Raw genomic sequence first — 21787 nt, forward strand, 5'->3', positions numbered from 1 at the left:
TCTCGCGGTGACCGGATACTTCGGAACAGCTGACCGGATGTCGTCGGAATGCCCGACCGGATGCTCCGGAATGCGCACGGTGTTCAAGAACGCCGAAACTGCCCATGTAGCGACGACCGGTTGAGACCGCCAAGTCAGCGTTACCGAAGTCGACTGACATCGGCGCAGGTTGACGCATGTTAGCGCCGACCGGGGCGGATCGTGGAAGAGTGGAGAGATTCGCGCCTGCTTGATGTTGAGGACTCGGGCGGGCGCGCTCTGTACGGGTTCGCGGCGCGCCGTCCCTGCGGCGTTCGGGGATGGAACCGAATCCCGTTCCGGACGTTGGGTTCGCATTCACATGACGTCGGGGGCGGTCAGCATGCCGTCGAGCGCGCCCGGTCACAGTTCAAGGATACGGAGTCATGATACCGGGAAACAAGGCAAGGATCATTCTGGGTTTGATCGTGGTGGTCGTCCTGGCAGCCGTCTGGATCCGCTGGGGACCCGATTCCTGGGAGGTGCAGATCACCGGCACCACGGGCGACGGGCAGGAAATCCAGTATCACATCGAGACCATCCACGCCGGCACATCGGAGACATTAGTTTTCGTGAACGAGGATGCGGGGTTACTTCCACCCTACTTCAAGTTCGGTTCCGCGGACCTGCAGGCGGTGGCAAGCCGTGTCTCCGTCGCCTGCCCCGAGGAGGCCGTCACCGTGAACGGCTATGGACTGCGCATTCCCTTCCTCGACATGTTTCCGAACGCGACCTCCATCGACGCGCCCGCGCGCTGCCTGTCGGTTTCGACGGAGAAGGAGGAGGAGGACACCTCCGTAGAAAGTGAGGTGAACGGAGCCGATTGACGTCCGCACGTCGCGCCCTGGGGTGTCCAGGGGCCAGGGCGATATCGGCGGGATCCCGGGTGGTCGGTCTGTGTGCCCGCTTCCCGGGGACGCGGCCGGTGGTTCGGGCACCGACACTGGTCTCTGACACCGGGCTGCGCGATTTTTTCCGCAAGCAGCCGGGAACGTCGAACGGTGTCACGCGTTGAACATCCAGTAGAACATCTGAAAGGAGAACGTGATGAACATGGACGAGTTGAAAGGCAACTGGAAGCAGGTCAAGGGCCGCGTGCGCGAGGCGTGGGGGGTTCTGACCGATGACGAGGTCGACCAGGTCGAGGGAAATCGCGAACAACTAGTAGGGCTGATCCAGTCGCGCTACGGCAAGACTCGCGAGGTCGCCGAGAAAGAGGTGGACGAATTCCTGAAAGGCCAATGATCTGACGGTCCTTCATGCACTGACACTAGCCTGCCGCCCTGCCTGCACATGCGGGCAGGGCGGTCTCCGTTCACCCCGGAACCGGCAGAGGCGACCGCGGGTGCGCCGCGTGGGACGAGTGCGGTTGTCGCGGCGGCCCGCCACGCGACCTGCAGCAAAGGCTGCCCTTTTTGCACGCCGCGACCACCAGCCCGGCCACAATGGTCTGAAAGCCCGGCTCCCGGTGCCGCGGGTCAAGCGGCGCGGCGGATCGACTGCCTCATGCTTCTGAACGCGCACGCATTGGCCCGTAAACGGTGTTTTGCCCCCACCTTCCTGTGATTTTTCCGTTCTGCGAGTCCGTCTCTGTTGGCTAACAGGGGTGGATTTTCTCCATGGAGACTATGACGGAGTTTCTCAGTTCACTTGGCGTGGTGATCTACGAGGACGGGCGGCGGCGCTGGCCGGATGAGGTGAAGGCGCGGGTTGTGGCGGAGACGCTGCTGCCGGGGGCGACGGTGAATTCCGTGGCCGCGAAGTATGAGCTGCGGCCGAACCACTTGTCGGAATGGCGGCGCCTGGCCCGCGACGGGAAGCTTGTGTTGCCAGCCCTTGATGACGAACCTTCGTTTGCGCCGCTGGTACTGTGCGCCTCAGAGAGGGTGCCGGCTGTCCCGGAGGACACAATGTCGGCGGAGCGGATCGAGATTGTTTCCGGCGCGGTGCTGCTTCGGCTTGACGCGGCCACATCGGCCACGCGGGTGGCCGAGATCGTGCGGGCGCTCGGGGCACCGGCATGATGATGCCCTCGCACAAGGTGCGCATCCTGGTGGCGACGCGGCCGGTCGATTTCCGCAAGGGGCATGACGGGCTGGCGGCGCTGGTGCAGTCCGTGCTCAAGGAGGATCCGTTCACCGGCACGGTCTTCGTGTTCCGTCCCAAACGGGCGGACCGGCTGAAGATCCTGTTCTGGGACGGGACCGGGCTGGTGATGGCCTACAAGCGGCTGGAGGACACGACCTTCACCTGGCCGACCATCCAGGACGGCGCGATGACATTGAACCACGCGCAGTTCGAGGCGCTGTTTTCCGGGCTGGACTGGCGCAAGGTCAAGGCGCTGGAGGCGCGGCGGCCGGCTGCGGCGGAGTGAATCAAGCGCCGGATCTGGGAGGCAGGTCCGGTCTGTGCAGGCTATGATCCGGGCATGACCGCGACCTTCGACGATCTCGATCTGTCCGTTCTGCCACCGGCCTACAGGGCTGCGTTCGAGGCATTGCAGGCCAGTGCCGCCCGCGTGCCGGAACTCGAAGAGATCACCCGTCGGCAGGAACATCTGATCGCCGAACTGAACCAGGCGCTGCATGGCAAGAAATCGGAGAAGCTGAGCGAGGACGAACGTCAGCTGGCTTTCGAAGAGCTCGAGACCGCGCTGGCCGAGGTCGAGGAACAGAAGCAGGCAGAGGCTTCCGACGACGACAGCCCCCGGCAAAAACGGGCGAAGGCCAAACGCAAGAGCCGGGATCTGCCCGACAGCCTGCCGCGCATCGAAGAGGTGATCGAACCCGACAGCCTCGAATGCCCCTGCGGCTGCGGCCTGATGCATAAAATCGGCGAGGATCGCAGCACCCGCATCGACATCATCCCCGCCCAGCACCGGATCATCGAGACCATCCGCCCGAAATACGCCTGCCGTGTCTGCACTGACGGCGTGACACAGGCGCCCGCGCCGGCGCGGCTGATCGAGGGCGGGCTGCCGACCGAGGCGTTCATCGCTCATGTGCTGGTCAGCAAATACGCGGACCATCTGCCCTTGTATCGCCAGAGCCAGATCCTGGCGCGCGGTGGGATCGACATTCATCGCTCGACCCTCGCGGACTGGGTGGGGGTCGCGAGCTTCCACCTGAAACCGGTCGTGGACCGGCTGGCCGAACATCTGAAACGGTCGACCAAACTCTTCATGGACGAGACCACAGCGCCGGTGCTGGACCCGGGGAAGGGAAAGACGAAAACCGGCTATCTCTGGGCGCTGGCCCGCGACGATCGATCATGGGGCGGGGACGATCCGCCTGGGGTGGTCTACTTCTACGCCCCCGGCCGCCACGGCCAGAACGCCGAGACCTTCCTGACCGGCTTCGACGGCATCCTGCAGATCGACGGATATCCGGGCTATAACCGGCTGACCAGGCCGTCCCGGAAAGGCGGCGATCCGATCACCGTGGCGCATTGCTGGGCCCATGCGCGGCGCAAGCTGAAAGAGGTCTTCGACCGCGACGGGTCCGAGATCGCCGCCGAGGGCCTGCGTCGGATCGCCGAACTCTATGCCGTCGAGAAAGACATCCGCGGTTGCGCCCCCGGCCAGCGCCTGTCGGCCCGAAAGGCCCGCTCAGCACCTCTGGTCGCCGCCTTCGGGGAATGGCTGCAAGCGCAACGCCTGCGCGTCTCCGCCAAGTCCCGCCTCGGCGAAAAGCTCGCCTATATCCATAACCACTGGAACGGGTTGCAGACCTTCCTGACCGACGGCCGCGTCGAGATCGACTCCAACAATGTCGAAAATCTGGTTCGTCCGATTGCCCTGAATCGCAAGAATGCACTCTTCGCCGGTCATGACGAGGGCGGCAGAACCTGGGGCCGCATCGCCTCGCTGATCGAGACCTGCAAGATCAACGGCGTGGAGCCCTTCGCCTATCTGAAATCCACCCTCGAAGCCATCGCCGCCGGCCATCCGCAAGGCCGACTGGACGAGTTGCTCCCGTGGAATTACCAGCCGTCAACCTGAAAACCGGGTGGCCGTCCAACGACGCTTACATTGGCCCAGTCATCAGTCCCACAGGGAAATCCCAACGCCGTCTTCTTTGCGCAGACAGGATTCCGGTGCACAGCATCGGCGGTTTCCTTGGCCAATTTGCAGAACCTTGGAACCAATGTCGCGCATCCGCGTTTAACAAGGACAACCGGAATGGAAAGGATCGACAAAATGCTTCAATGGGCTCTCATATTCCTTCTCCTCGCCCTCGTGGCCGGTCTCTTCGGCTTCGGCGGCATCGCCATGGCCTCGGCGGGGATCGCACAGACCCTGTTCTTCATCTTCATCCTGCTGTTCGTGGGCGCGGTCGTGATGAGCGTGATGCGCGGCCGCAAGTCCTGATCGATGCTGGGCAGGGACAGGAATGATCGTGCCCCGCCGGAAACGGCGGGGCCTTTCGCTTCCGGATCCCAGCCCGTCGACATTGATCCAGCGGACAGCCGGGGCATGCACAGATGCGGCCAGGTCGGTGAGGACCGCGGACGCGGTTTCTTCAAAGCTGTCCGCACCGTAGGCAATCGTCTGGATCTGCGGATGCACGGCCTCCGGCGCCACGGTCAATGTTCCGGGGGCGGCACCCGGCGGGGTCCGGCGGCGATGTCTGTTCCGATGCGGTTTCGGGTGGCTCAAGCCGTGTCTCGATTCAGTTGCAGGTCAGACCTTGGCAGAGATGTAGTGCCGGGGAGCATGCCTCACTTCCTCCACGACGAGACTAACCTGGCGGCGGGCGCCACCAGGTACTTGACGAGCGGGATCGTTGTGAGACCGAGCGCAAGTCCGAAGAGGCCGTCCAGACCGGCGGTCACTGTCCACTGCACGACGGCGCCTGCAATGCCAACCAGTCGCGCTGCACCCGCCGCCAGATCATGGATTTGGTGACCGATCATGCCCCATCCCAGCACGTCCAGGCCATGGATCACGATCGATCCTCCGACCCACAGCATCGCGGCCGTGCCGATTGCGGATATCACTGCCAGCACGGAGGGCATCGCCTTCACGATCCCCACGCCAAGGGAGCGTGTGACCGGCCAGCGCCCGACCTGCGCCAACCGCAGACCGAAATCATCTGCTTTAACCAGAATGGCGACGCTGCCGTAGACGAGAATGGTTATGCCGATGGCGACTACCGCGAGGGCCGATCCCGTAACCCAGAGGCTGTCGGATGTGATCTGCGCCAACGCGATGGTCATGATCTCGGCAGAGAGTATGAAGTCCGTCTTGATCGCCCCCGCGACACGGTCGGCCTCCAGGTGCGCGGCGTTGGCGTTTCGGGCGCGGGTCCGTGATCGGCCTCGGGGCGGATCAGATGCAGGATCTTCTCCGCCCCTTCGAAACACAGATAGGTACCACCCAGCATCAGCAGGGGCGTCAGAAGCCAGGGCGCGAAGGCCGAGAGCAGCATTGCCGCCGGCAGCAGGATGACCAGCTTGTTGAAGATCGACCCGCGCGCGATCTTCCAGACCATCGGTAGCTCGCGCGCGGCGGGCAGGTTCTGAACGTACTTGGGCGTAACGGCGGCATCGTCGATCACGACGCCGAGCGATTTTGTGCCGGCCTTTGCGGCGTCATCGATCACCGAGCCGGCGATCTTCACACCTGCGCGCGAAGCCTGAGACGCGACATCGTCAATATGAACAGCCGCGAGCTTGGCAAGCGCGGCTATGTCGTCGAGCAGTGAAAGCAGGCCGCTCATTCGCTATACTCCAACCTGCCCACTCTGGTAGCCGTTAGACCGTTCCGGGATTCTGCCGCCAACCCTTTCACAGATCGATCCGCCGCAGCCGCAGCGCGTTCGTGATCACTGAAACGGAGGACAGACTCATGGCCGCCGCGGCGATCATCGGCGAGAGCAAAAGGCCGGTGACGGGATACAGCAGTCCGGCCGCGATGGGGACGCCAAGAGCGTTGTAGGCGAAGGCAAAGAACAGGTTCTGCTTGATGTTGCGCAGGGTGGCGCGGGCCAGCTTGCGCGCTCGCACGATTCCCATCAGGTCGCCGCCCAGCAGGGTGATGCCGGCGCTCTCCATCGCCACATCCGCACCGGTGCCCATGGCGATGCCGACATCGGCTGCGGCCAGTGCCGGGGCGTCGTTCACCCCATCGCCCGCCATCGCGATCTTGTGGCCGTCGCGGCGCAGCTGGTCGATCAGGTCCTTCTTCGCCTCGGGCAGGATGCCCGCGCGCACCTCGTCGATGCCAAGCTTGCCCGCCACCGCCTGCGCCGTGCGCTCGTTGTCGCCGGTCGCCATGATCACGCGCAGCCCTTGGGCATGAAGTTCCCTGATGGCCTGCGCGGTGGAGTCCTTGATCGGGTCGGCCACCGCCACGATGCCGGCAAGCGCACCATCGACCGCGATGAACATCGCCGTCTTCCCTTCGGCGCGTAGAGTGTTGGCCTTTGCCTCTGCGGCGCCAGTGTCCAATCCCATCTCCCGCATCATCGCGGCATTTCCAAGCGCCACCGCGCGTCCCCCGACACTGCCACGCACGCCCTTGCCGGTGACGGCCTCGAAGTCGGTCGCTTCCAGACGCGCCGCACCCTGCGCCTCCGCCCCTTCGACGATCGCTTCGGCCAGCGGGTGCTCCGAACCGCGCTCGAGGGCAGCGGCCAGCGACAGCAGGTCGGTCTCGGTGACGTCCCCGAGCGCAACCGTATCGGTCAGCTTCGGCTTGCCCATGGTCAGGGTGCCGGTCTTGTCGACGATCAGCGTATCGACACCCGCCATGCGCTCCAGCGCCTCGGCGTCCTTGATCAGCACGCCCGCCTGCGCGCCGCGCCCCGCGGCCGTGGTGATGGAGATCGGCGTCGCGAGTCCGAGCGCACAGGGACAGGCAATGATGAGGACCGAAACGGCGGATGCTATGGCGAAGACCAGCGCAGGTTCGGGGCCGACGGTCAGCCAGACGACGAAGGCTATTACGGCGATAGCGACCACCGTCGGCACGAACACCGCCGAAACACGGTCGGCCAGACCCTGGATCGGCGCGCGCGACCGGCGCGCGTTCGACACCATGGCCACGATCTGCGCCAGCACAGTGTCGGACCCGACCTTGCCCGCCTCGATCACCAGAGAGCCGTTCTTGTTGATCGTGGCCCCGGTCACCGCATCGCCCGGACCCTTTTCGACGGGCATCGACTCGCCGGTCAGCATGCTTTCATCGAGCGATGAGCGGCCCTCGATCACAGTCCCGTCCACCGGGACCGCATCACCGGGGCGCACCCGCAGCCTGTCCCCCTCCATGACGTTCTCGAGCGGCGCGTCGTACTCCGTGCCATCCGGCAGGATGCGCCGCGCGGTCTTGGGCGCGAGGTCCAGAAGTGCGCGGATCGCATCCCCGGTGCGTTCGCGTGCCCGCAGTTCCAGCACCTGGCCCACGAAGACCAAGGTGACGATCACCACGGCCGCCTCGAAATAGGTGCCGACGCCGTGGCCCATCCGGTATTGGTCCGGAAAGACACCCGGCAGGAACGTGGCTACGAGCGAGTAAAGGTAGGCCGCCGCCACGCCGATGCTGATCAGCGTCCACATGTTGGGGCTGCGGTTCACGATCGAGTCCCAGCCGCGCCGGAAGAAGGGCAAGGCGGCCCAGAGGATGATTGGCGTGGCAAGCACGAATTCAAGATAGCTGGCGGTCTGATGCCCGATCCAGTCGCGCACTGGCAGCGCGACCAGTTCACCCATCGTCAGGATGATGAGCGGCACCGCAGCCGCCGCCGAGATCCACATCCGCCGCGTGAAGTCGGTCAACTCCTCGCTCGGCTCGTCCGAGGGGACCATCGGCTCCAGCGCCATGCCGCAGATCGGGCAGGATCCCGGTGCATCGCGAACGATCTCCGGATGCATCGGGCAGGTGTACTGGACGTTGGCCGGAGCGGCCTTCTTCTGTCCCGCGGCCCGGCCGGAAGCGTAGAACCACGGATCCGCCTTGAACTTCGTCTGGCACTTCTCGGAGCAGAAATGAAAGGTCTCGCCCTGGAACGCGGCGTGACGCCCGTCCGTCTTGACCGCGACCGTCATCCCGCAGACCGGGTCCATCGCCGTCTCGGTCCCCGCCGGAATTTCAGGCGCCGCGTGATGATGATCATGCTCCATGGTCTGCCAGCCTTTCAGTATCGCGTTTCAGTTTGCGGCTTCGACTCATTGGAAGCTCAAGCCCTTTTGAACGTCGGTCATGCGCGTCATCTTCGGGCCTTCCCTGCATCGCCACCCAGAGCAGCGGCAATCCGGCGACCAGGCCGAGGCCAAGCACAGCCCACGTCGCGCGTCCCAGGTCTCCGCTGACCGCTTCGCCACCGAATTGGGCGAGCAGGAAGCTTGCTGGGATGATGCCCGCCAGCGTCGCTAGTGCGAAACGCCAGGCGTGCAGTCGCCTAAGCCAGGCCGCATAGCTGATCATGTCGAAGGACTCGAAGGGCTTCAGGCGGCTGGAAAAAACCGTCGCCGTCAACCCGGTCTGCGAGCCGAGAAGCCCGGCATCGACGTGGTCGCCGAACACCCGCCGCAAGACATCATGCCCCAGAACCCGTGCGAGACCGAAGGCGATCAGTGCCCCAAGCTCCGCGCAAATAACGACCTGCACGGTCCCCCAGAGATGTCCGTAGGCCGTTCCGGCCACCAGTGCGATCGGCGCGCTCGGGATGGGGCTGGCTACGACTGCAAGGGTCATGAGAGTGACTATCAGGACCGGCCCCCAGAGACCGGCGCGCGCCACCAGCATTTCCAGACGCTCGACGTCCAGAAGACTGTGCGCCTCGGCGAATGCCGAAGGCGCGAACTGCCAGACAGCGAGCAGTCCGATGCCGAGGATCGCAAGGCCCGCGAGAATGGTGGCGCGCAGCCTCATCTCAGACCGCCGCGACGGCCTTCGCCAGGAGGTCGCGCACCTCGCCCGCCACGGCCGTCAGTTCGGCGTTCTCGATGGCCTGCATCGACGCCACAGGATCGATGGCGCTGACTTCCACGCCGCCCCCCACCTCGCGCAGGATGACGTTGCAGGGGAGCATCGCACCCACGCGCGGTTCGATCCCGATGGCCTGATGCGCCATCTTCGGGTTGCAAGCGCCGAGTATGCGATAGGCGGGCATCTCGACATCGAGCTTCTTCTTCATCGTCGCCTTGACGTCGATCTCGGTCAGGACGCCGAAGCCATGGTCAGCCAACGCCTTGCGCGCGCGTGCGTCGACGTCGTCGATACTCGACGCGGAGATCATTCGATTGATCGTATAGGCCATTGAGAAGTCCTTTCTCTCATTTCCGAAGATATTTGATGAGCGCCGCGATGGCCAAAACCACCAGCAAAAGGATCAGCAGGCCGAAGAGCCAGCCAAATTCCATTCCGAAACCCATTCCGGAGCCCATGTCGTTCCAGTTCATCATCCCATCCCCCTGATCCTCAGAATTCGGATGCGCCGTTTCATCGCAGCTCGCCACAACATGGGGCAGGACGCCACAGTGCTTCTTGGGGCCGGTGTGTTGGGCCCGAGCCACGACCGCGACCTCGGGCTTCACGTTGGTGGCGAAGTGTGGCATGTGGTGACGATGCCGCATCCAGCTCGGGGCCCGATCCCGAACGAGGCCTCCATCACGCACCTGATCGGCGCCGTTCTGGATGAGCGGAAGGACGAGTGGCAGACAAAGAGCCGCGACATGAGGGGCAAGCCATTCGCCCACATGGACAAGGAGGTGATCGACCCCATGCTCAGCATCACCCCGAACGCCGCAAGATCATCCCCTTGGGTCGTCCGGAAAACAACAACAGCGTGACGAGCCTGATCTGCCCTCGCCTGTTCGCAGGTGTTCAGCGTGTGGACAAGCTTGACCGCGACGAAGCACTGGAATTGTCTCCCGGCAATTTGATGGACGCCTGAAACCCCGAAGCAGCGCCGGGACGCGGGGATCTCAGAACCAGCGGGCTTTCGATGCGATCCGCAATGGCGGCAACAATCGCGAGACCCAGCCCGCTGCCATCTGCACTTGCGCCCGCGCGCTCAAAGCGGGCTGTGAGACGGTCCAGAGTTTCAGGTGGCAGGACGGGCCCGTCGTTCGCGACGATCAACTGGCCATCCCGCGTCAAGGTCACGTCGACCGGGGCGGCGTCCGAGCCATGTCGCAGAGCGTTCTCCACGAGGTTTCGACACAGGATCCCAAAGGCGTCGGGATCGAGGTCCGACATCACCGGTGCCTCCGGCAGCGTCAACGCTATGCGGCCAGGCGATCCAGTTCGGGCGACATCGTCGACCACCAGACGTGCAACGATCCTGAGATCGGAGCATCGATCCAGGCGAAGCTGTCCGCCTTCGGCCCGCGCGAGTTGCATCAGGCGTTCGGACAGCCGGGTCAGTCGCTTGAGAGTCGCTTCTATTTCGACCGCCCGCGCCTTGGCGGCCGTGTCGCCAGTTTCCGACTGCAGGCGCTGGACTTGGGCGATGGCGCCGGCCAAGGGCGTGCGAAGCTCATGCGCGGCGTTCGCGGCAAAGCTTCGTTCGGCATCAAAGGCGGCCTTCAGCCGGTCGAGCAGCCTGTTGAGGGTGGCTGCCACAGGAGCGATTTCGGACGGGATGTCACCGTCCGGAACGGGTGACAGATCGCGGGCATTGCGCGCATCCAACCGTTCGCCGAAGCGTCGAAGGGGTGCGAGGCTCGCCTTGACGGCGAAAACGATGGACAGCAACGCCAGGGGCACCACGATCAGCAGGGGCAGCCCCAGACCCATCTGTATCTCGCGTGCGACAGAGGCGCGGTGCGCCAGGGGTTCAGCGACCGTGATCCTGACCGTCCCCTGCAGCGCGTCTTCGTTGTAGAGCCGGTGGGTTGCGGTCTGGCGGAAGCCCGGGCCGTCGTAAGCCGGAAAAACCGCCACGTCGGCCGCGTGCGACTGAAGCAGGATGCGACCGCCGGCGTCACGCACGATGTAGGTGAAGAGCTCGTCATGCTCGCGGATGGCGCCAAGCCGCTGCGTGACCCCATCCTCTTCATCCTCTTCGCGCCCGACGATGTCCACGACGGCCAGCGGCAACAGGCGTTGTGCAGTTTCCTGCAGCGCGGAGTCGAAGACCTCGTCCATCTCGCCCCGCAGGATCAAGGCCGTCACGGAGGCGGCCGCGATCCAGAGCGCGGTCAACAGAATGCCAAGGACCAGCCCGAGCCGGGCCTGCAGGCTCGCCGGGCCTCTCATGGCTTGCCCAGGCGGTAACCCATGCCGCGCTCGGTCTCGATGACGTGTGGCCCGAGCTTCTTGCGCAGGCGGCTGACATGGACCTCGATGGTGTTGCTTTCGACTTCGGCGTCGAAGGCGTAGAGCTTCTCTTCCAGCTGCGCCTTCGACAGAAGCTGCCCCGGGCGGGACAGGAGCGCCTCGAACAGCGCCCATTCGCGCGCCGTCAGCGTGACCGGTCTGCCGTCGCGCGATATGCTGCGCGCGGCAAGGTCGATGTCCAGCGTGCCGTGGCTGATGATCGGGTTCGGATTGCCGCTGTAGCGCCGCGCGACCGAGCCGATGCGCGCCGAGAGTTCCGACAGGTCGAACGGCTTCACGAGATAGTCGTCGGCCCCGGCATTCAATCCGTCGATCCGGTCCGACACCTGGTCGAGCGCGGTCAGGATGATCACGGGTGTCACGTCGCCGCGCGCGCGCAGGGTCCTGAGAAAGGTGATGCCGCGGCCATCGGGCAGCATCAGGTCGAGCAGCACGAGATCGTAAGCGGCACCGGCCATGGCATCTCCCGCCGCATCCAGCCGCGTGACCCAGTCCACCGACTGACCGTCGCCTGCGATCTGATCGCGCACGGCGGCGCCGAGAACCGTGTCGTCCTCGATCAGCAGGATGCGCATGTTGGTCCCGATCCTTTCCCGATGACCCTCCATGACTTGTCTGGCTGACGCTAAGCTGACACCGCCGGGCTCCGAGTTTCAGGCTCCCGTCAGCTTCGCCGCGCATGTGTTGCATCAAGAGGCGTGCCACGAGGAGTTTGCCCCATGAAGAAGACATTGACAATTCTCGGCTTTCTCGCGGCCTTCCCGGCGGGGGTAGCGCTTGCCGATGACGACTGCTTCGTGCCCATGGCGGACTGGCAGCCGAGGGATGCCGTTCAGCGCCTCGCCGAAGACAACGGCTGGACCGTGCGCCGCATCAAGATCGACGACGGCTGCTACGAGATCGACGGCCGGGATGCCGAGGGGCGCCAGATCGAGGTGACGGTTCATCCCGCCACGCTGGAAGTCATCGAGTTCGAATACGAAGACGATGAGGACGAAGACGATCGCTCTCGCAGGGATCGGGAGCAGCGAAGCGATGACTGATCTGGCGCAGCCCGCAAAGAGCGTCAACGTGGGGCCAGTCCGGTCGTCAATTTCCTGGACGACAGCCGTTGGCGACGTTCTGAACCTGTCTGGCCCCTTGCTGGTCGCCCTGATGTGCGTTCTGGCGGGGCTGCTCGGCTTCACCACGTATGCGTCCTACGGTTCGGAGGCAGCCATCGGTATTGCCGTCGGGGCCGCGGCGGTGGTCGCCATGAGCCAGACCCTGATCCTTGCCTCACGACCGCGTCTGCTGGAGCCGATGTTCGGTGGGCTCGACCGCATGTACCGGGTCCACAAGTGGCTGGGCATCTCCGCGATGGTCCTGATGATCCTGCACCAGCAGATCGAGCCCGATTTCGAGCGGGCGGTGCGCGAGACCGGGCTGGGGGAGCTGGCCGAGGAGGCAGGGGAGTTCGCCTTCAATGCGCTGCTCGTGCTGATCGCGATCAGCTGGTTCCGGCGATTACCCTTCACCCCACTGGAGATTCCCTATCAGTTATGGCGGTTCAGCCATCGGTTCATGGGCGTCCTTTTCGCTGTCATCGTGTTTCACCAGTTCTTCGTCGACATGCCGACCGGGGTCGATCCGTCGCTGTCGGTGATGCTGAACACGTTCGGGCTCGGTGGAGTGATCGCCTGGGTGCATACCGAATTCGTTGCACCGCGCCTGCGGCGCAGGGAGTATACGGTCAGCGACATCAGCCGACATGGCGACACCACCGCGTTGACGCTCAGCCCCAAAGGGCGGGCCATGCGCTGGCGGCCTGGGCAGTTCGCCTTCTTCCGCGCGCCGGAAGCGGGTTTTTCCGAACCGCACCCGTTCACGATCGCCAGCGCCCCACGCTCTGACGGCGCGCTGACCCTGTCAATCAAGGGGCTGGGTGGCTGGACCCGGCGCTTGCCTGACGCCCTTCGAACCGGGATGAGCATGCAGGTCGAGGGGCCCTATGGCCGGTTCGACTTCCACAAGGGTGGCGCGCGCCAGATCTGGCTTGCGGGCGGCATCGGCATCACGCCGTTCCTTGCGTGGGCGGAAAGCCTGACCGAGGCGGAGCGGCGAGACATTCACCTCGTTCATTGTGTCCGCGCTCCCGAAGAGGCGATCGGGTTGGAGATCCTTCAAGCGGCGGCGGCGCGCAACCCGCGGTTCAGCTTTCAGGTGGTCGCAACCGCGCGTGATGGACGCCTGACGGCCGAGCGTCTGATCGGTATGGCGCCCTTCGCGGTCCGGGATGCCGATCTGTGGTTTTGTGGCCCGACGGGCCTGAAAGATGGGATCCTGAAGGGTCTGAAGGCGCTGGACCAGACGCCGCGACGCGTCCGCTTCGAGCATTTCGAGTTCGCCTGACGAGCTGAACATCGGTTTGGCGCACTTACCAGGCTCCGCTCGCGCCCCAGCTTCCCGCCCCGCCAGACCGGCGGGGCATTTTTCTTCCTGACGGCAAGCTGAAGCGAGAATCGCAGCGCCGTCAGGAAGGCCTCAGGTCGGGTCTGCATATCGGTCTCATCAAACGAAAAGGAGACTCTCCGATGCGAAAGATCCTCACCCTTCTTGTTGCCTCCACCGCGCTGACCGCCGTGATCGGCACCACGGCCTGGAGTGCGATGAACGCCGCCCCCGATGGGAGCCCTCGGCCCTTCGCGGCGATCTGGCAGGACGCGACGCAGTCCTTGCCCCTCATCCTCGCTAGTGACGACGATGACGACGATGATGAAAGCCACGGCTCGCGGCGTGATCACGACGACGATGATGACGACGAAGACTGCGACGACGATGACGATGACGACGACTGCGGCAGCGGCGCTCCCAATCCCGCGCCCGCCGGCACCGTCGCCCCACCGCAGAACGGGCTTTTCGGGAACGGCGCCCCACCGCAGGTCCAGGTGAACTGAGCCTCCCCGACGCACGCGAACCCCGCACCTCGTACACAAGGACCAACCCGATGAAATCGCTTCTTGCGACACTCGCGCTGACCACGGCGCTGACCCTTCCCGGCCTCGCCATGGCGCGCCCGGTGACGCTGACCACGACTCTCAACAGCTACGGTGGCGATGGAGCCTATCTCGCGCTCTACGTCACCGATGCCTCCGGCGCCTACATGGGCAGCCTCTGGATGGCCGGGACCAAGTCGAAATACTACGAGCACCTGACCGACTGGTACCGCGCGACCGGCGGCGACACCGCGCAGGTGAACGGCATCACCGGCGCCAGCGTGGGCGCGGGGCGGACGCTCGAGATAACGCTCGATCTGGCCGACGCGCTTTTCGATGCGGGCTACACGCTCCACATCGACGCGGCCGTCGAGGACATGCGCGACAGCCCGAACGAGGTGGCCGTCCCGCTGACGACCGCTGGTGCCGGCACTCCGGTGACCGGCCGACGCTACATCGCCAGCTTCGCCTACGACATGTGAGGGGTGATGGCCATGATCCGTGCACTCCATCGCTGGCCGGGTCTTCTGGCTCTGGCTCTCGTCACCGTCCTATCCCTGAGCGGCGCGGCGCTGTCGGTCTTCCCTGCGGCCGAGCGCATTGCCGCGCCGCAGGCCGAGGCGGGCATGACGGTGGCCACCCTCGCGGATCGCATTCAGGGCGCCTATCCGGGCGTCGAGCAAATCCGCCGTGCGCCCTCTGGCCGGATCACGGCCTACTGGTTCGATCAGGGCACGCCCGGCGCCGCAGTGATCGACCCCGCCACTGGTCAGGGTGCGGCCTCCGCCGACCCTAACCAGACGCAACGCTGGCTTACCAATCTGCACCGCTCGCTGTTCCTCGGCGATGGCGGGCGCATCGCCATGGCCGTGGGTGCCGCGGCGATGTTGGGTCTGTCGTTCTCTGGTGTCCTGCTGATCACCCGGCGTGTGGGCGGTTGGCGGAACTGGTTCACGCGGCTGCGCGGACCCCTTGCTGGCCGACTGCATATCGAGATCGCCCGCATCGCGGTGGTCGGCCTTGTCCTGTCGTCTACCACCGCCCTGTGGATGACGGCGTCCACATTCGATCTGCTTCCCGGTGGCGGCGTGCCAGCCATGCCGGTTGAGGTGAGCGGTGAGGCGGCGTTCGCACCTGGTCAGATGCCCCTTCTAGTGGAGACGCCCGTCGACGAACTGCGGGAGTTGAGCTTTCCCTATCCCGGCGATGCGACGGACGTCTTCACGCTGAAGACCGACCAGGGGACCGGGTATCTCGATCAGGGCACCGGTGCGCTGCTGGCCTGGACCGACCTTGCCGGGTGGGAACGCGTATCAGAGACCATTTACATGCTGCACACCGGACAGGGAGCGGCGACGCTTGGCCTCGTTCTGGGCCTGATGGCGCTCGGCGTCCCGGCCATGGGCGTGACTGGCGTTGTCGTCTGGCTCGCAGGACGGAGGGAGCGGCCGCGCATCCGGGGCAATCAGCCCGCCGGTCGGGCCGAGACGATCCTGCTCGTCGGCAGCGAGGGCGGCAGCACTTGGGGTTTCGCCGCGACGCTTCATGCCGCGCTGAGCCGCGCCGGGCAGAGCGTGTACGCAGCACCCATGTCGGCCTTCTCGCCGGACCGCTACACCAGCGCGAGGCGGATCATTGTCCTCGCGGCGACCTATGGTGATGGCGATTCACCGGCCTCGGCCAAGGGTTTCCTGAGCCGCCTTGCGACCCTCGACCACGCCCCCGGGGCCCCCGTGGCTGTTCTCGGCTTCGGCGATCGAAGCTTCCCGGCCTATTGCGCCTTCGCGAAGGCCGTGTCCGAGGCTGCCCGTGCGAAAGGCTGGTCCGAACTTCTGCCGCTGGACACAATCGACCGCCAGTCACCGCAGGACTTCGCACGCTGGGGCCGCGGCCTCGGGAAAGTGCTGGGGATCGACCTTGAACTCGCCCATCAGCCGGTTCTGCCTGCCACCGAGACGCTCACGCTGATCTCGCGCCGCGACTACGGAAACGAGGTTCAGGCCCCGACCGCGATCCTGCGCTTCGCTCTGCCGAAGGCGACTCTGTGGCAGCGTCTGACTGGAGCGGCCTTCGCACGCTTCACCGCAGGCGACCTGATCGGCATCCTGCCCGAGGGATCACCCGTACCGCGCCTCTACTCGCTCGCCTCCGCGCGCCGCGACGGGTTCGTCGAGATCGTGGTGAAGAAGCAGCCTGGCGGACTGTGTTCCGGCCAACTGACCGCGCTGGAACCCGGGCAAACCGTCACCGCATTCCTGCGCCGCAATCCGGGGTTCCAACCGGGCCGAGGCAAAGCGCCGCTGATCCTGATCGGCGCCGGAACCGGCATCGGCCCGTTGGCGGGTTTCGTGCGCGGCAACACCAGGCGGCGGCCCATCCACCTTTTCTTCGGGATGCGTCACCCGGACAGCGACTTCCTCTACGGTGAGGAGATGCCCGTCTGGCAGGACGAGGGCCATCTGGTCCAGCTTGTAACCGCCGTCTCGCGCGGGGCGCGGCCGCATTACGTCCAGGACGCGCTCCGCAATGAGGCTGCCGAGGTGGCCCGGCTGATCAGGGATGGTGCGCGGGTGTTGGTCTGCGGCGGGCGCGACATGGCCGCGGGCGTCGCCGACGCGCTCGCTGACATCCTTGCTCCCACCGGGCTCTCGCCCGCAGCACTGAAAGCCGAGGGACGCTATGTCGAAGATGTGTACTGAACCGATGCGCCATGCGCTGAACGGTCCGACCATGGGCACGCGCTGGTCCGCGCTGTTCTTCGCGCAAGCGGGTTTCGACCCCGAGCCGGTCCGCGCAGCGCTGCAGGCCGCCGTCGATGAGGTGAATGCGCAGATGTCCACTTGGAAGCCCGACAGCGATCTCATGCGCCTGAACGCGGCGCCGGTGGGCGCGTGGGTGGCGGTGCCGGATCGGCTCGGGCAGGTTTTGCGGCTCGGACTCGAGATCGGGCGCGCCTCGGACGGAGCCTTCGATATCGGCATGGGCGATGTGGTGACCGCATGGGGTTTCGGGCCGCTTGCAGCGACACCCGACCGCATCCGCACCGCGATGAGGACCGACCGGGTGCCCGCGCATGAGGCGTTGGAGATCAACGCGGGCAACGGCCTTGTCCGAAAGACGTCCCCGGTTGCACTGGACCTGAACGGCATCGCGAAGGGGTATGGCGTCGACAGGCTGGCGGAGACGCTGGTGGCGCACGGCATCGACGATGCTCTTGTTGGCATTGACGGCGAAATGCGTGCGCTCGGGCTTCGACCAGATGGGCAAGCATGGACAATCGCCGTCGAGGCCCCGGACGCGGATCGCCGTGCTCCCCATTCCATCTTGGCGCTTCAGGGCGCCGCCGTGGCCACCTCAGGGGACTATCGCCACTGGGTCGAGGTTCAGGGCCGGCGCCTGTCGCACACCATGGACCCGAACCGCGGCGCACCCATACTCGCCTCGACCGCCTCGGTCACGGTCGTAGCAAGGACATGTGCCGAGGCTGACGCCTGGGCTACAGCGTGCATGGTGAAAGGGAGCTTGGAGGGCGGTCAATTGGCGCGTAGAAGCAATCTGAGCGTTCTCTTCATTGATCGTGAGGGCGCTCTGCTTCGCGAAACGCGAGTTGGACGGCTGTTCGAGACCCGTCCAGGCCCCGAGCGCGTGGTTGACGCCGGGATAAGCACCATATGACAGCTTTGTTTCATGATCGCCTGAACGTCGTCCTTTTGGGCCTGGCATTGCTTGGTCTGGTTTCCGGCCTTGCATTTTGGCTGGTGGGGCAGCCGGATTTTGCCACGATCGCGTGGACGGCAGGTGTCGTCCCGGTCCTTGCGGCCCTCTGCGTCGAGATCGTGCGCAGCCTCTGGAAGGGCGAGGTCGGGCTCGACATCGTGGCGGCGCTGTCGATGTCGGCAGCACTTCTGTTCGGCGAGACGCTGGCTGCGGCGGTGGTCGCGTTGATGTACTCCGGCGGCACCTTCCTCGAAAGCTTCGCGCAGGGTCGTGCCCGGCGCGAGATGAGTGACCTGTTGTCCCGCGTGCCCCGGACCGCCACCCGTCACCGCAACGGTGCCCTCGACGAGGTGCCGCTGGACGACATCGCCCCGGGCGACCTTCTGCTGATCCGCCAGGGTGACGTTGCCCCCGTGGACGGGACAGTCGAGAGCGCGGGCGCGATGTTGGACCAGTCCGCGCTGACGGGCGAGTCGATGCCCGCCCGGCTGGAGCACGGGCACGACGTGATGAGCGGCTCAACCAATGCGGGCGAGGCTTTCGATCTCCGGGTCACGCGAAGAGCTGCCGACAGCACCTATGCCGGGATCGTCCGGTTGGTCGAGGAGGCGCAGAAGTCCAAGGCGCCGATGGCCCGGCTGGCCGACCGGTATTCCCTCCTGTTCCTGATCGTCACGGTGACACTGGCGACAGCGGCCTGGTGGTTCACCGGAGATCCGATCCGCGCAGTTGCGGTGCTGGTGGTCGCGACACCCTGTCCGCTGATCCTTGCCGTGCCGGTGGCGCTGGTGGCCGGGCTTTCGCGGGCGGCCCATTTCGGGGTGTTGATCAAGGGTGGCAGGCCGCTCGAGGCGCTGGCCCGGATCAAGACGTTGATCCTCGACAAGACCGGCACGCTGACGGATGGGCGACCACAGATCGTGTCCATCGACCGGCAGGGCGAGATGTCCGAGGACGAGGTTCTGTATTTCGCCGCTGCCCTCGATCAGGCCTCCAAGCACCCGATCGCGCAGGCAATCGTCGCGGCGGCGCAGGCGCGCGGTGTCGCCTTGCCCGTGCCTCAAGACGTGGTCGAGACGGCGGGCGGCGGCGTCGTCGGAACCGTCGACGGGCGGCGCGTCGTGGTGGGAGGTGCGGGGTTCGTGGCCAGTCAGGCCGGCGTGCCCGACCCTGACGCGTCGGTCGTCGAGGCCGGATCGGTTGTCGTCTCGCTTGCTGTGGACGGGAGGCTCATGGGCCATCTCGTCATGGCGGACGCGCTGCGCGCCGGCACCGCCGACTTGCTTGCAGGTTTGCGCAAGCTGGGGATCAGCCGCATTCTGATGGCGACGGGCGACCGCCGTGCCGTGGCAGAGGCTGTGACGGAGGGTTTGGGGCTCGACGCCGTGCGGTCCGATCTCACTCCAGATCAGAAGGTGATGCTGGTTCTGGCAGAGCACAAGAATGGCCCGGTGATGATGGTCGGCGATGGCGTCAACGATGCGCCCGCGCTGGCCGCCGCTGACATCGGCGTCGCCATGGGAGCGCGCGGGGCGGCAGCTTCGGCCGAGGCGGCCGATGTCGTGCTGCTGGTGGATCACCTGGATCGCCTTCTGCCAGGCATCGAGATCGCGCAACGGTCCCGCCGCATCGCCCTGGAAAGCGTCGCTGCCGGGATCGGTCTCTCGGTCCTTGGCATGATCGCCGCCGCCTTTGGGTATCTGACGCCCGTGCAAGGCGCGCTTCTGCAGGAAGTCATCGATGTTGCCGTCATCCTGAACGCATTGCGGGCGCTCAGGATCGTGCCTGGACAGACAGCGAGCCGCCCGTCCGATGCAACGGCGAGGCACCTGCCGCAGTCCAAATCTAGCGCCGCTTAGTTCGAAAGGCTCCTTCAGATGAGCAGGCTCTCACATTCCGAAGTCCACATGGTGCATCGCATCGGCTGGTTGCGCGCTGCTGTTCTCGGGGCGAATGACGGCCTCGTTTCAACTGCGAGCTTGGTTGTCGGGGTCGCTGCGGCCGGATCTGGTCGTCCCGAAATTCTGATCGCCGGACTTGCCGGCCTCGTCGCCGGAGCGATGTCGATGGCGGCCGGCGAATACGTCTCCGTCAGTTCGCAGACCGACGCCGAACAGGCTGACATCGCGCGGGAGACGCGCGAGCTGAAGGAAACGCCCGAGGCGGAGCTGGAGGAGCTCACACGCATCTATGTGGGGCGAGGGCTCGACGAAGGTCTCGCGCGGCAGGTGGCGATTCAACTAACCGAGAAGGACGCGCTTGGCGCCCATGCGCGTGACGAGTTGGGCATCTCGGAAACCGTGACCGCGCATCCCATCCAGGCGGCTCTGGTCTCGGCGGCGACCTTCGCTGTCGGGGCGGTCATCCCGCTCATCATCGCGGCGCTTGTGCCTGCCGCACAGATCACGCTCATCGTCGCGGCCACGACCCTCCTGGCGCTTTCTGTGCTCGGCGGGCTCGGGGCGTCGGTTGGCGGTGCGGGGATCATCAAGGGAGCCATTCGCGTCACCTTCTGGGGCGCCCTCGCCATGGCAGCGACAGCAGCCGTGGGTATGCTCTTCGGCGTGACAGTCGGCTAGGCAGGGTGATGCGTAGGCGTTGGCGGAGTGCCACCACCAAGGCATCGAAACATCGGTTGAATGACATGGCCGCTAATCGCGGTCAATAAAATCAATGGTTTAAGGTGGAGAAGGTTGGACGTCAGGCCCATCCCCTCCGCCACTTGCCCTCGCGAAAGCGTTCTCCCGATCCGGCTGCGGCCGGATTTTTCCGTTGTTTTCGGGGGTTGTTCGAAGCGATCAGGATGCGGCGCGCAGAATAAGAGACCGCCACCCTAGTGTCGGGCGGCGGCCCAGAGATTGTTTCAGTGCGTGCCGTCAGTCGCGGATAGCGTAGACGCGGCCTCTTCCGTCAACCTTCTCGGAGATGATTGTCAGGCCGAGCTTCTTTTTCAGCGCGCCGGACATGGAACCCCTAGCGGTGTGAGCTTGCCAGTCGAGTGCTGCCACAATCTCTTCGATGGTCGCGCCACTCTCGGCGCGGAGCATCGCGATCAGTTGCGCCTGCTTGGTGCCCTCGCGCGGCGTCCGCGCCTTGGGGGCGGCCTCCGGTTCGTTAGGAGCGTCCTGTGGGGGCGCCTCGGTCGGAGCGTCCGTCGCGCCCGCAGGCGCGGGGTCCGCGTCCTCGGGCTCGATCCCGATGGCGGCGAGGCCTGCGTCGGTGGCGACCAGCGTGACGCCGTGGCTGTCGCCGGTCTCGCGCCAGACGAGCTCGCCCTTGCGCATGTCCGCGTCGACCTCTTCGAGGAGGCCCTTGGCGAGCATCGCGCCGACCACCTTGGCGGCGGCACCACCCCGAAGGCTCTCGGGCAGCGGCAGGGCGATGTGCTCGGGCCGCTGGGCGGCGGCGCTCAGGATCAGGGCTTGGGTGTCGGAAAGCTTGGTCATCGTCGTCTCCCGTATCGGGGCGCGCGGGATGCGGGCCCTTCTACGAGGTCGAGCCCGCCACTCGGCGGGCGGAACCGGGAGCGGGTTGTCTCACTCGGCGTGTTCGCCTTCCTTGAAGGCGCTGTCGGTAATCTCGCGCAGCTTGGCGCGGTAGTGGTTCAGGGTGCCGACATGGCCCCAGTTGATCTCGTCGGGGTGGGTCTCGAAGTGGTCGGCGCTGAGGGCGGCGAGCCGCTCGAGCATCGCATCGATCTCGGTCTTCGCGGCGATGAAGGCGTCGAGGGCTTTCGTGTTGTCGGTCGCGCGGCGGGTCATCTTGGTGGCTCCGTGGTGAGTTGCATCGTCCT

At 65.6% G+C, this 21787-nt stretch carries 23 protein-coding genes and 1 pseudogene; 15 read left to right on the forward strand and 9 right to left on the reverse strand.

What is annotated here, in order from left to right; genetic code table 11:
* Nucleotides 1–404: 404 nt before the first annotated feature.
* The 6 genes from GH815_RS15790 (at nucleotide 405) to GH815_RS15815 (ending at nucleotide 4387) form a co-directional block, all read left to right on the forward strand.
* Nucleotides 405–845: a DUF1523 family protein gene (locus tag GH815_RS15790; protein WP_132696666.1), complete on the forward strand. Its 441-nt coding sequence runs from the start codon at nucleotides 405–407 to the stop codon at nucleotides 843–845.
* A 220-nt stretch (nucleotides 846–1065) separates the two neighbouring features.
* Entirely contained in the window at nucleotides 1066–1263 is a 198-nt protein-coding gene (locus tag GH815_RS15795) for a CsbD family protein (protein WP_153749726.1), read from the forward strand.
* A 383-nt stretch (nucleotides 1264–1646) separates the two neighbouring features.
* Nucleotides 1647–2042, forward strand: a complete 396-nt coding sequence (gene tnpA, locus GH815_RS15800) for an IS66-like element accessory protein TnpA (protein WP_246176488.1) — start codon at nucleotides 1647–1649, stop codon at nucleotides 2040–2042.
* Nucleotides 2039–2392 carry an IS66 family insertion sequence element accessory protein TnpB gene (gene tnpB / locus GH815_RS15805; protein WP_153749728.1) on the forward strand — a complete coding sequence of 118 codons (354 nt, stop codon included), beginning with the start codon at nucleotides 2039–2041 and terminating at the stop codon, nucleotides 2390–2392. Before tnpA ends, tnpB begins: the two co-directional genes overlap by 4 nt.
* A 54-nt stretch (nucleotides 2393–2446) precedes the next feature.
* On the forward strand, nucleotides 2447–4018 hold the full coding sequence (gene tnpC / locus GH815_RS15810; protein WP_153749729.1) for an IS66 family transposase: 1572 nt from the start codon (nucleotides 2447–2449) through the stop codon (nucleotides 4016–4018).
* Between the two features lie 198 nt (nucleotides 4019–4216).
* Nucleotides 4217–4387 (forward strand): DUF1328 domain-containing protein, encoded by a 171-nt coding sequence (locus GH815_RS15815; RefSeq protein WP_132696712.1) that lies wholly within the window; start codon nucleotides 4217–4219, stop codon nucleotides 4385–4387.
* Between the two features lie 350 nt (nucleotides 4388–4737).
* Here GH815_RS15815 and GH815_RS15820 read toward each other — a convergent pair.
* From GH815_RS15820 to GH815_RS19435, 5 genes and pseudogenes are all read right to left on the reverse strand, one after another.
* Nucleotides 4738–5738 (reverse strand): annotated as a pseudogene (locus tag GH815_RS15820) (DUF808 domain-containing protein).
* A 67-nt stretch (nucleotides 5739–5805) separates the two neighbouring features.
* Nucleotides 5806–8139 (reverse strand): heavy metal translocating P-type ATPase, encoded by a 2334-nt coding sequence (locus GH815_RS15825; protein WP_153749730.1) that lies wholly within the window; start codon nucleotides 8137–8139, stop codon nucleotides 5806–5808.
* Nucleotides 8129–8890, reverse strand: coding sequence for a TVP38/TMEM64 family protein (locus GH815_RS15830; RefSeq protein WP_153749731.1), 762 nt, complete (start codon nucleotides 8888–8890; stop codon nucleotides 8129–8131). The genes GH815_RS15825 and GH815_RS15830 overlap by 11 nt, the downstream gene beginning before the upstream one ends.
* 1 nt (nucleotide 8891) lies before the next feature.
* Nucleotides 8892–9278: a DUF302 domain-containing protein gene (locus tag GH815_RS15835; RefSeq protein ID WP_153749732.1), complete on the reverse strand. Its 387-nt coding sequence runs from the start codon at nucleotides 9276–9278 to the stop codon at nucleotides 8892–8894.
* Between the two features lie 16 nt (nucleotides 9279–9294).
* Entirely contained in the window at nucleotides 9295–9420 is a 126-nt protein-coding gene (locus GH815_RS19435) for a hypothetical protein (RefSeq protein ID WP_281354804.1), read from the reverse strand.
* Between the two features lie 30 nt (nucleotides 9421–9450).
* On the opposite strand from GH815_RS19435, the gene GH815_RS15840 reads away from it, so the two are divergent.
* Nucleotides 9451–9810 carry a hypothetical protein gene (locus tag GH815_RS15840; protein ID WP_153749733.1) on the forward strand — a complete coding sequence of 120 codons (360 nt, stop codon included), beginning with the start codon at nucleotides 9451–9453 and terminating at the stop codon, nucleotides 9808–9810.
* A 34-nt stretch (nucleotides 9811–9844) separates the two neighbouring features.
* Here GH815_RS15840 and GH815_RS15845 read toward each other — a convergent pair whose 3' ends face one another.
* On the reverse strand, nucleotides 9845–11221 hold the full coding sequence (locus GH815_RS15845) for an ATP-binding protein (protein WP_153749734.1): 1377 nt from the start codon (nucleotides 11219–11221) through the stop codon (nucleotides 9845–9847).
* A complete protein-coding gene (locus GH815_RS15850; protein ID WP_153749735.1) occupies nucleotides 11218–11877 on the reverse strand; it encodes a response regulator transcription factor in 660 nt (219 codons plus the stop codon). Before GH815_RS15850 ends, GH815_RS15845 begins: the two co-directional genes overlap by 4 nt.
* A gap of 144 nt (nucleotides 11878–12021) precedes the next feature.
* On the opposite strand from GH815_RS15850, the gene GH815_RS15855 reads away from it, so the two are divergent.
* The 8 genes from GH815_RS15855 (at nucleotide 12022) to GH815_RS15890 (ending at nucleotide 20573) form a co-directional block, all read left to right on the forward strand.
* Complete coding sequence (locus GH815_RS15855; RefSeq protein ID WP_132696377.1) at nucleotides 12022–12345, forward strand: PepSY domain-containing protein; 324 nt, start codon at nucleotides 12022–12024, stop codon at nucleotides 12343–12345.
* Nucleotides 12338–13693 carry a ferredoxin reductase family protein gene (locus GH815_RS15860; protein WP_153749736.1) on the forward strand — a complete coding sequence of 452 codons (1356 nt, stop codon included), beginning with the start codon at nucleotides 12338–12340 and terminating at the stop codon, nucleotides 13691–13693. Before GH815_RS15855 ends, GH815_RS15860 begins: the two co-directional genes overlap by 8 nt.
* A gap of 182 nt (nucleotides 13694–13875) precedes the next feature.
* On the forward strand, nucleotides 13876–14238 hold the full coding sequence (locus GH815_RS15865; protein WP_153749737.1) for a hypothetical protein: 363 nt from the start codon (nucleotides 13876–13878) through the stop codon (nucleotides 14236–14238).
* A 50-nt stretch (nucleotides 14239–14288) separates the two neighbouring features.
* Complete coding sequence (locus GH815_RS15870) at nucleotides 14289–14759, forward strand: DUF2271 domain-containing protein (protein ID WP_153749738.1); 471 nt, start codon at nucleotides 14289–14291, stop codon at nucleotides 14757–14759.
* Between the two features lie 12 nt (nucleotides 14760–14771).
* Complete coding sequence (locus tag GH815_RS15875) at nucleotides 14772–16976, forward strand: PepSY domain-containing protein (protein ID WP_153749739.1); 2205 nt, start codon at nucleotides 14772–14774, stop codon at nucleotides 16974–16976.
* A complete protein-coding gene (locus tag GH815_RS15880) occupies nucleotides 16957–17952 on the forward strand; it encodes an FAD:protein FMN transferase (RefSeq protein ID WP_153749740.1) in 996 nt (331 codons plus the stop codon). Before GH815_RS15875 ends, GH815_RS15880 begins: the two co-directional genes overlap by 20 nt.
* Nucleotides 17949–19853, forward strand: a complete 1905-nt coding sequence (locus GH815_RS15885; protein ID WP_153749741.1) for a heavy metal translocating P-type ATPase — start codon at nucleotides 17949–17951, stop codon at nucleotides 19851–19853. Before GH815_RS15880 ends, GH815_RS15885 begins: the two co-directional genes overlap by 4 nt.
* Nucleotides 19854–19871: 18 nt before the next feature.
* Entirely contained in the window at nucleotides 19872–20573 is a 702-nt protein-coding gene (locus tag GH815_RS15890) for a VIT1/CCC1 transporter family protein (RefSeq protein ID WP_153749742.1), read from the forward strand.
* 297 nt (nucleotides 20574–20870) lie between these two features.
* On the opposite strand, the gene GH815_RS15895 is transcribed toward GH815_RS15890, so the two are convergent.
* Nucleotides 20871–21440, reverse strand: a complete 570-nt coding sequence (locus GH815_RS15895; protein ID WP_153749743.1) for a DUF3489 domain-containing protein — start codon at nucleotides 21438–21440, stop codon at nucleotides 20871–20873.
* 90 nt (nucleotides 21441–21530) lie between these two features.
* A complete protein-coding gene (locus GH815_RS15900; protein ID WP_153749744.1) occupies nucleotides 21531–21755 on the reverse strand; it encodes a hypothetical protein in 225 nt (74 codons plus the stop codon).
* Nucleotides 21756–21787: the final 32 nt, after the last annotated feature.

This window comes from Rhodovulum strictum (assembly GCF_009649175.1).
Lineage (GTDB): Bacteria > Pseudomonadota > Alphaproteobacteria > Rhodobacterales > Rhodobacteraceae > Rhodovulum > Rhodovulum strictum.

Bases quoted from the DNA above. Each gene is read 5' to 3' on its own strand.
- GH815_RS15790 (WP_132696666.1), top strand. From the start codon at position 405: ATGATACCGGGAAACAAGGCAAGGATCATTCTGGGTTTGATCGTGGTG.
- GH815_RS15795 (WP_153749726.1), top strand. From the start codon at position 1,066: ATGAACATGGACGAGTTGAAAGGCAACTGGAAGCAGGTCAAGGGCCGC.
- tnpA (WP_246176488.1), top strand. From the start codon at position 1,647: ATGACGGAGTTTCTCAGTTCACTTGGCGTGGTGATCTACGAGGACGGG.
- tnpB (WP_153749728.1), top strand. From the start codon at position 2,039: ATGATGATGCCCTCGCACAAGGTGCGCATCCTGGTGGCGACGCGGCCG.
- tnpC (WP_153749729.1), top strand. From the start codon at position 2,447: ATGACCGCGACCTTCGACGATCTCGATCTGTCCGTTCTGCCACCGGCC.
- GH815_RS15815 (WP_132696712.1), top strand. From the start codon at position 4,217: ATGCTTCAATGGGCTCTCATATTCCTTCTCCTCGCCCTCGTGGCCGGT.
- GH815_RS15825 (WP_153749730.1), bottom strand. From the start codon at position 8,139: ATGGAGCATGATCATCATCACGCGGCGCCTGAAATTCCGGCGGGGACC.
- GH815_RS15830 (WP_153749731.1), bottom strand. From the start codon at position 8,890: ATGAGGCTGCGCGCCACCATTCTCGCGGGCCTTGCGATCCTCGGCATC.
- GH815_RS15835 (WP_153749732.1), bottom strand. From the start codon at position 9,278: ATGGCCTATACGATCAATCGAATGATCTCCGCGTCGAGTATCGACGAC.
- GH815_RS19435 (WP_281354804.1), bottom strand. From the start codon at position 9,420: ATGAACTGGAACGACATGGGCTCCGGAATGGGTTTCGGAATGGAATTT.
- GH815_RS15840 (WP_153749733.1), top strand. From the start codon at position 9,451: ATGCGCCGTTTCATCGCAGCTCGCCACAACATGGGGCAGGACGCCACA.
- GH815_RS15845 (WP_153749734.1), bottom strand. From the start codon at position 11,221: ATGAGAGGCCCGGCGAGCCTGCAGGCCCGGCTCGGGCTGGTCCTTGGC.
- GH815_RS15850 (WP_153749735.1), bottom strand. From the start codon at position 11,877: ATGCGCATCCTGCTGATCGAGGACGACACGGTTCTCGGCGCCGCCGTG.
- GH815_RS15855 (WP_132696377.1), top strand. From the start codon at position 12,022: ATGAAGAAGACATTGACAATTCTCGGCTTTCTCGCGGCCTTCCCGGCG.
- GH815_RS15860 (WP_153749736.1), top strand. From the start codon at position 12,338: ATGACTGATCTGGCGCAGCCCGCAAAGAGCGTCAACGTGGGGCCAGTC.
- GH815_RS15865 (WP_153749737.1), top strand. From the start codon at position 13,876: ATGCGAAAGATCCTCACCCTTCTTGTTGCCTCCACCGCGCTGACCGCC.
- GH815_RS15870 (WP_153749738.1), top strand. From the start codon at position 14,289: ATGAAATCGCTTCTTGCGACACTCGCGCTGACCACGGCGCTGACCCTT.
- GH815_RS15875 (WP_153749739.1), top strand. From the start codon at position 14,772: ATGATCCGTGCACTCCATCGCTGGCCGGGTCTTCTGGCTCTGGCTCTC.
- GH815_RS15880 (WP_153749740.1), top strand. From the start codon at position 16,957: ATGTCGAAGATGTGTACTGAACCGATGCGCCATGCGCTGAACGGTCCG.
- GH815_RS15885 (WP_153749741.1), top strand. From the start codon at position 17,949: ATGACAGCTTTGTTTCATGATCGCCTGAACGTCGTCCTTTTGGGCCTG.
- GH815_RS15890 (WP_153749742.1), top strand. From the start codon at position 19,872: ATGAGCAGGCTCTCACATTCCGAAGTCCACATGGTGCATCGCATCGGC.
- GH815_RS15895 (WP_153749743.1), bottom strand. From the start codon at position 21,440: ATGACCAAGCTTTCCGACACCCAAGCCCTGATCCTGAGCGCCGCCGCC.
- GH815_RS15900 (WP_153749744.1), bottom strand. From the start codon at position 21,755: ATGACCCGCCGCGCGACCGACAACACGAAAGCCCTCGACGCCTTCATC.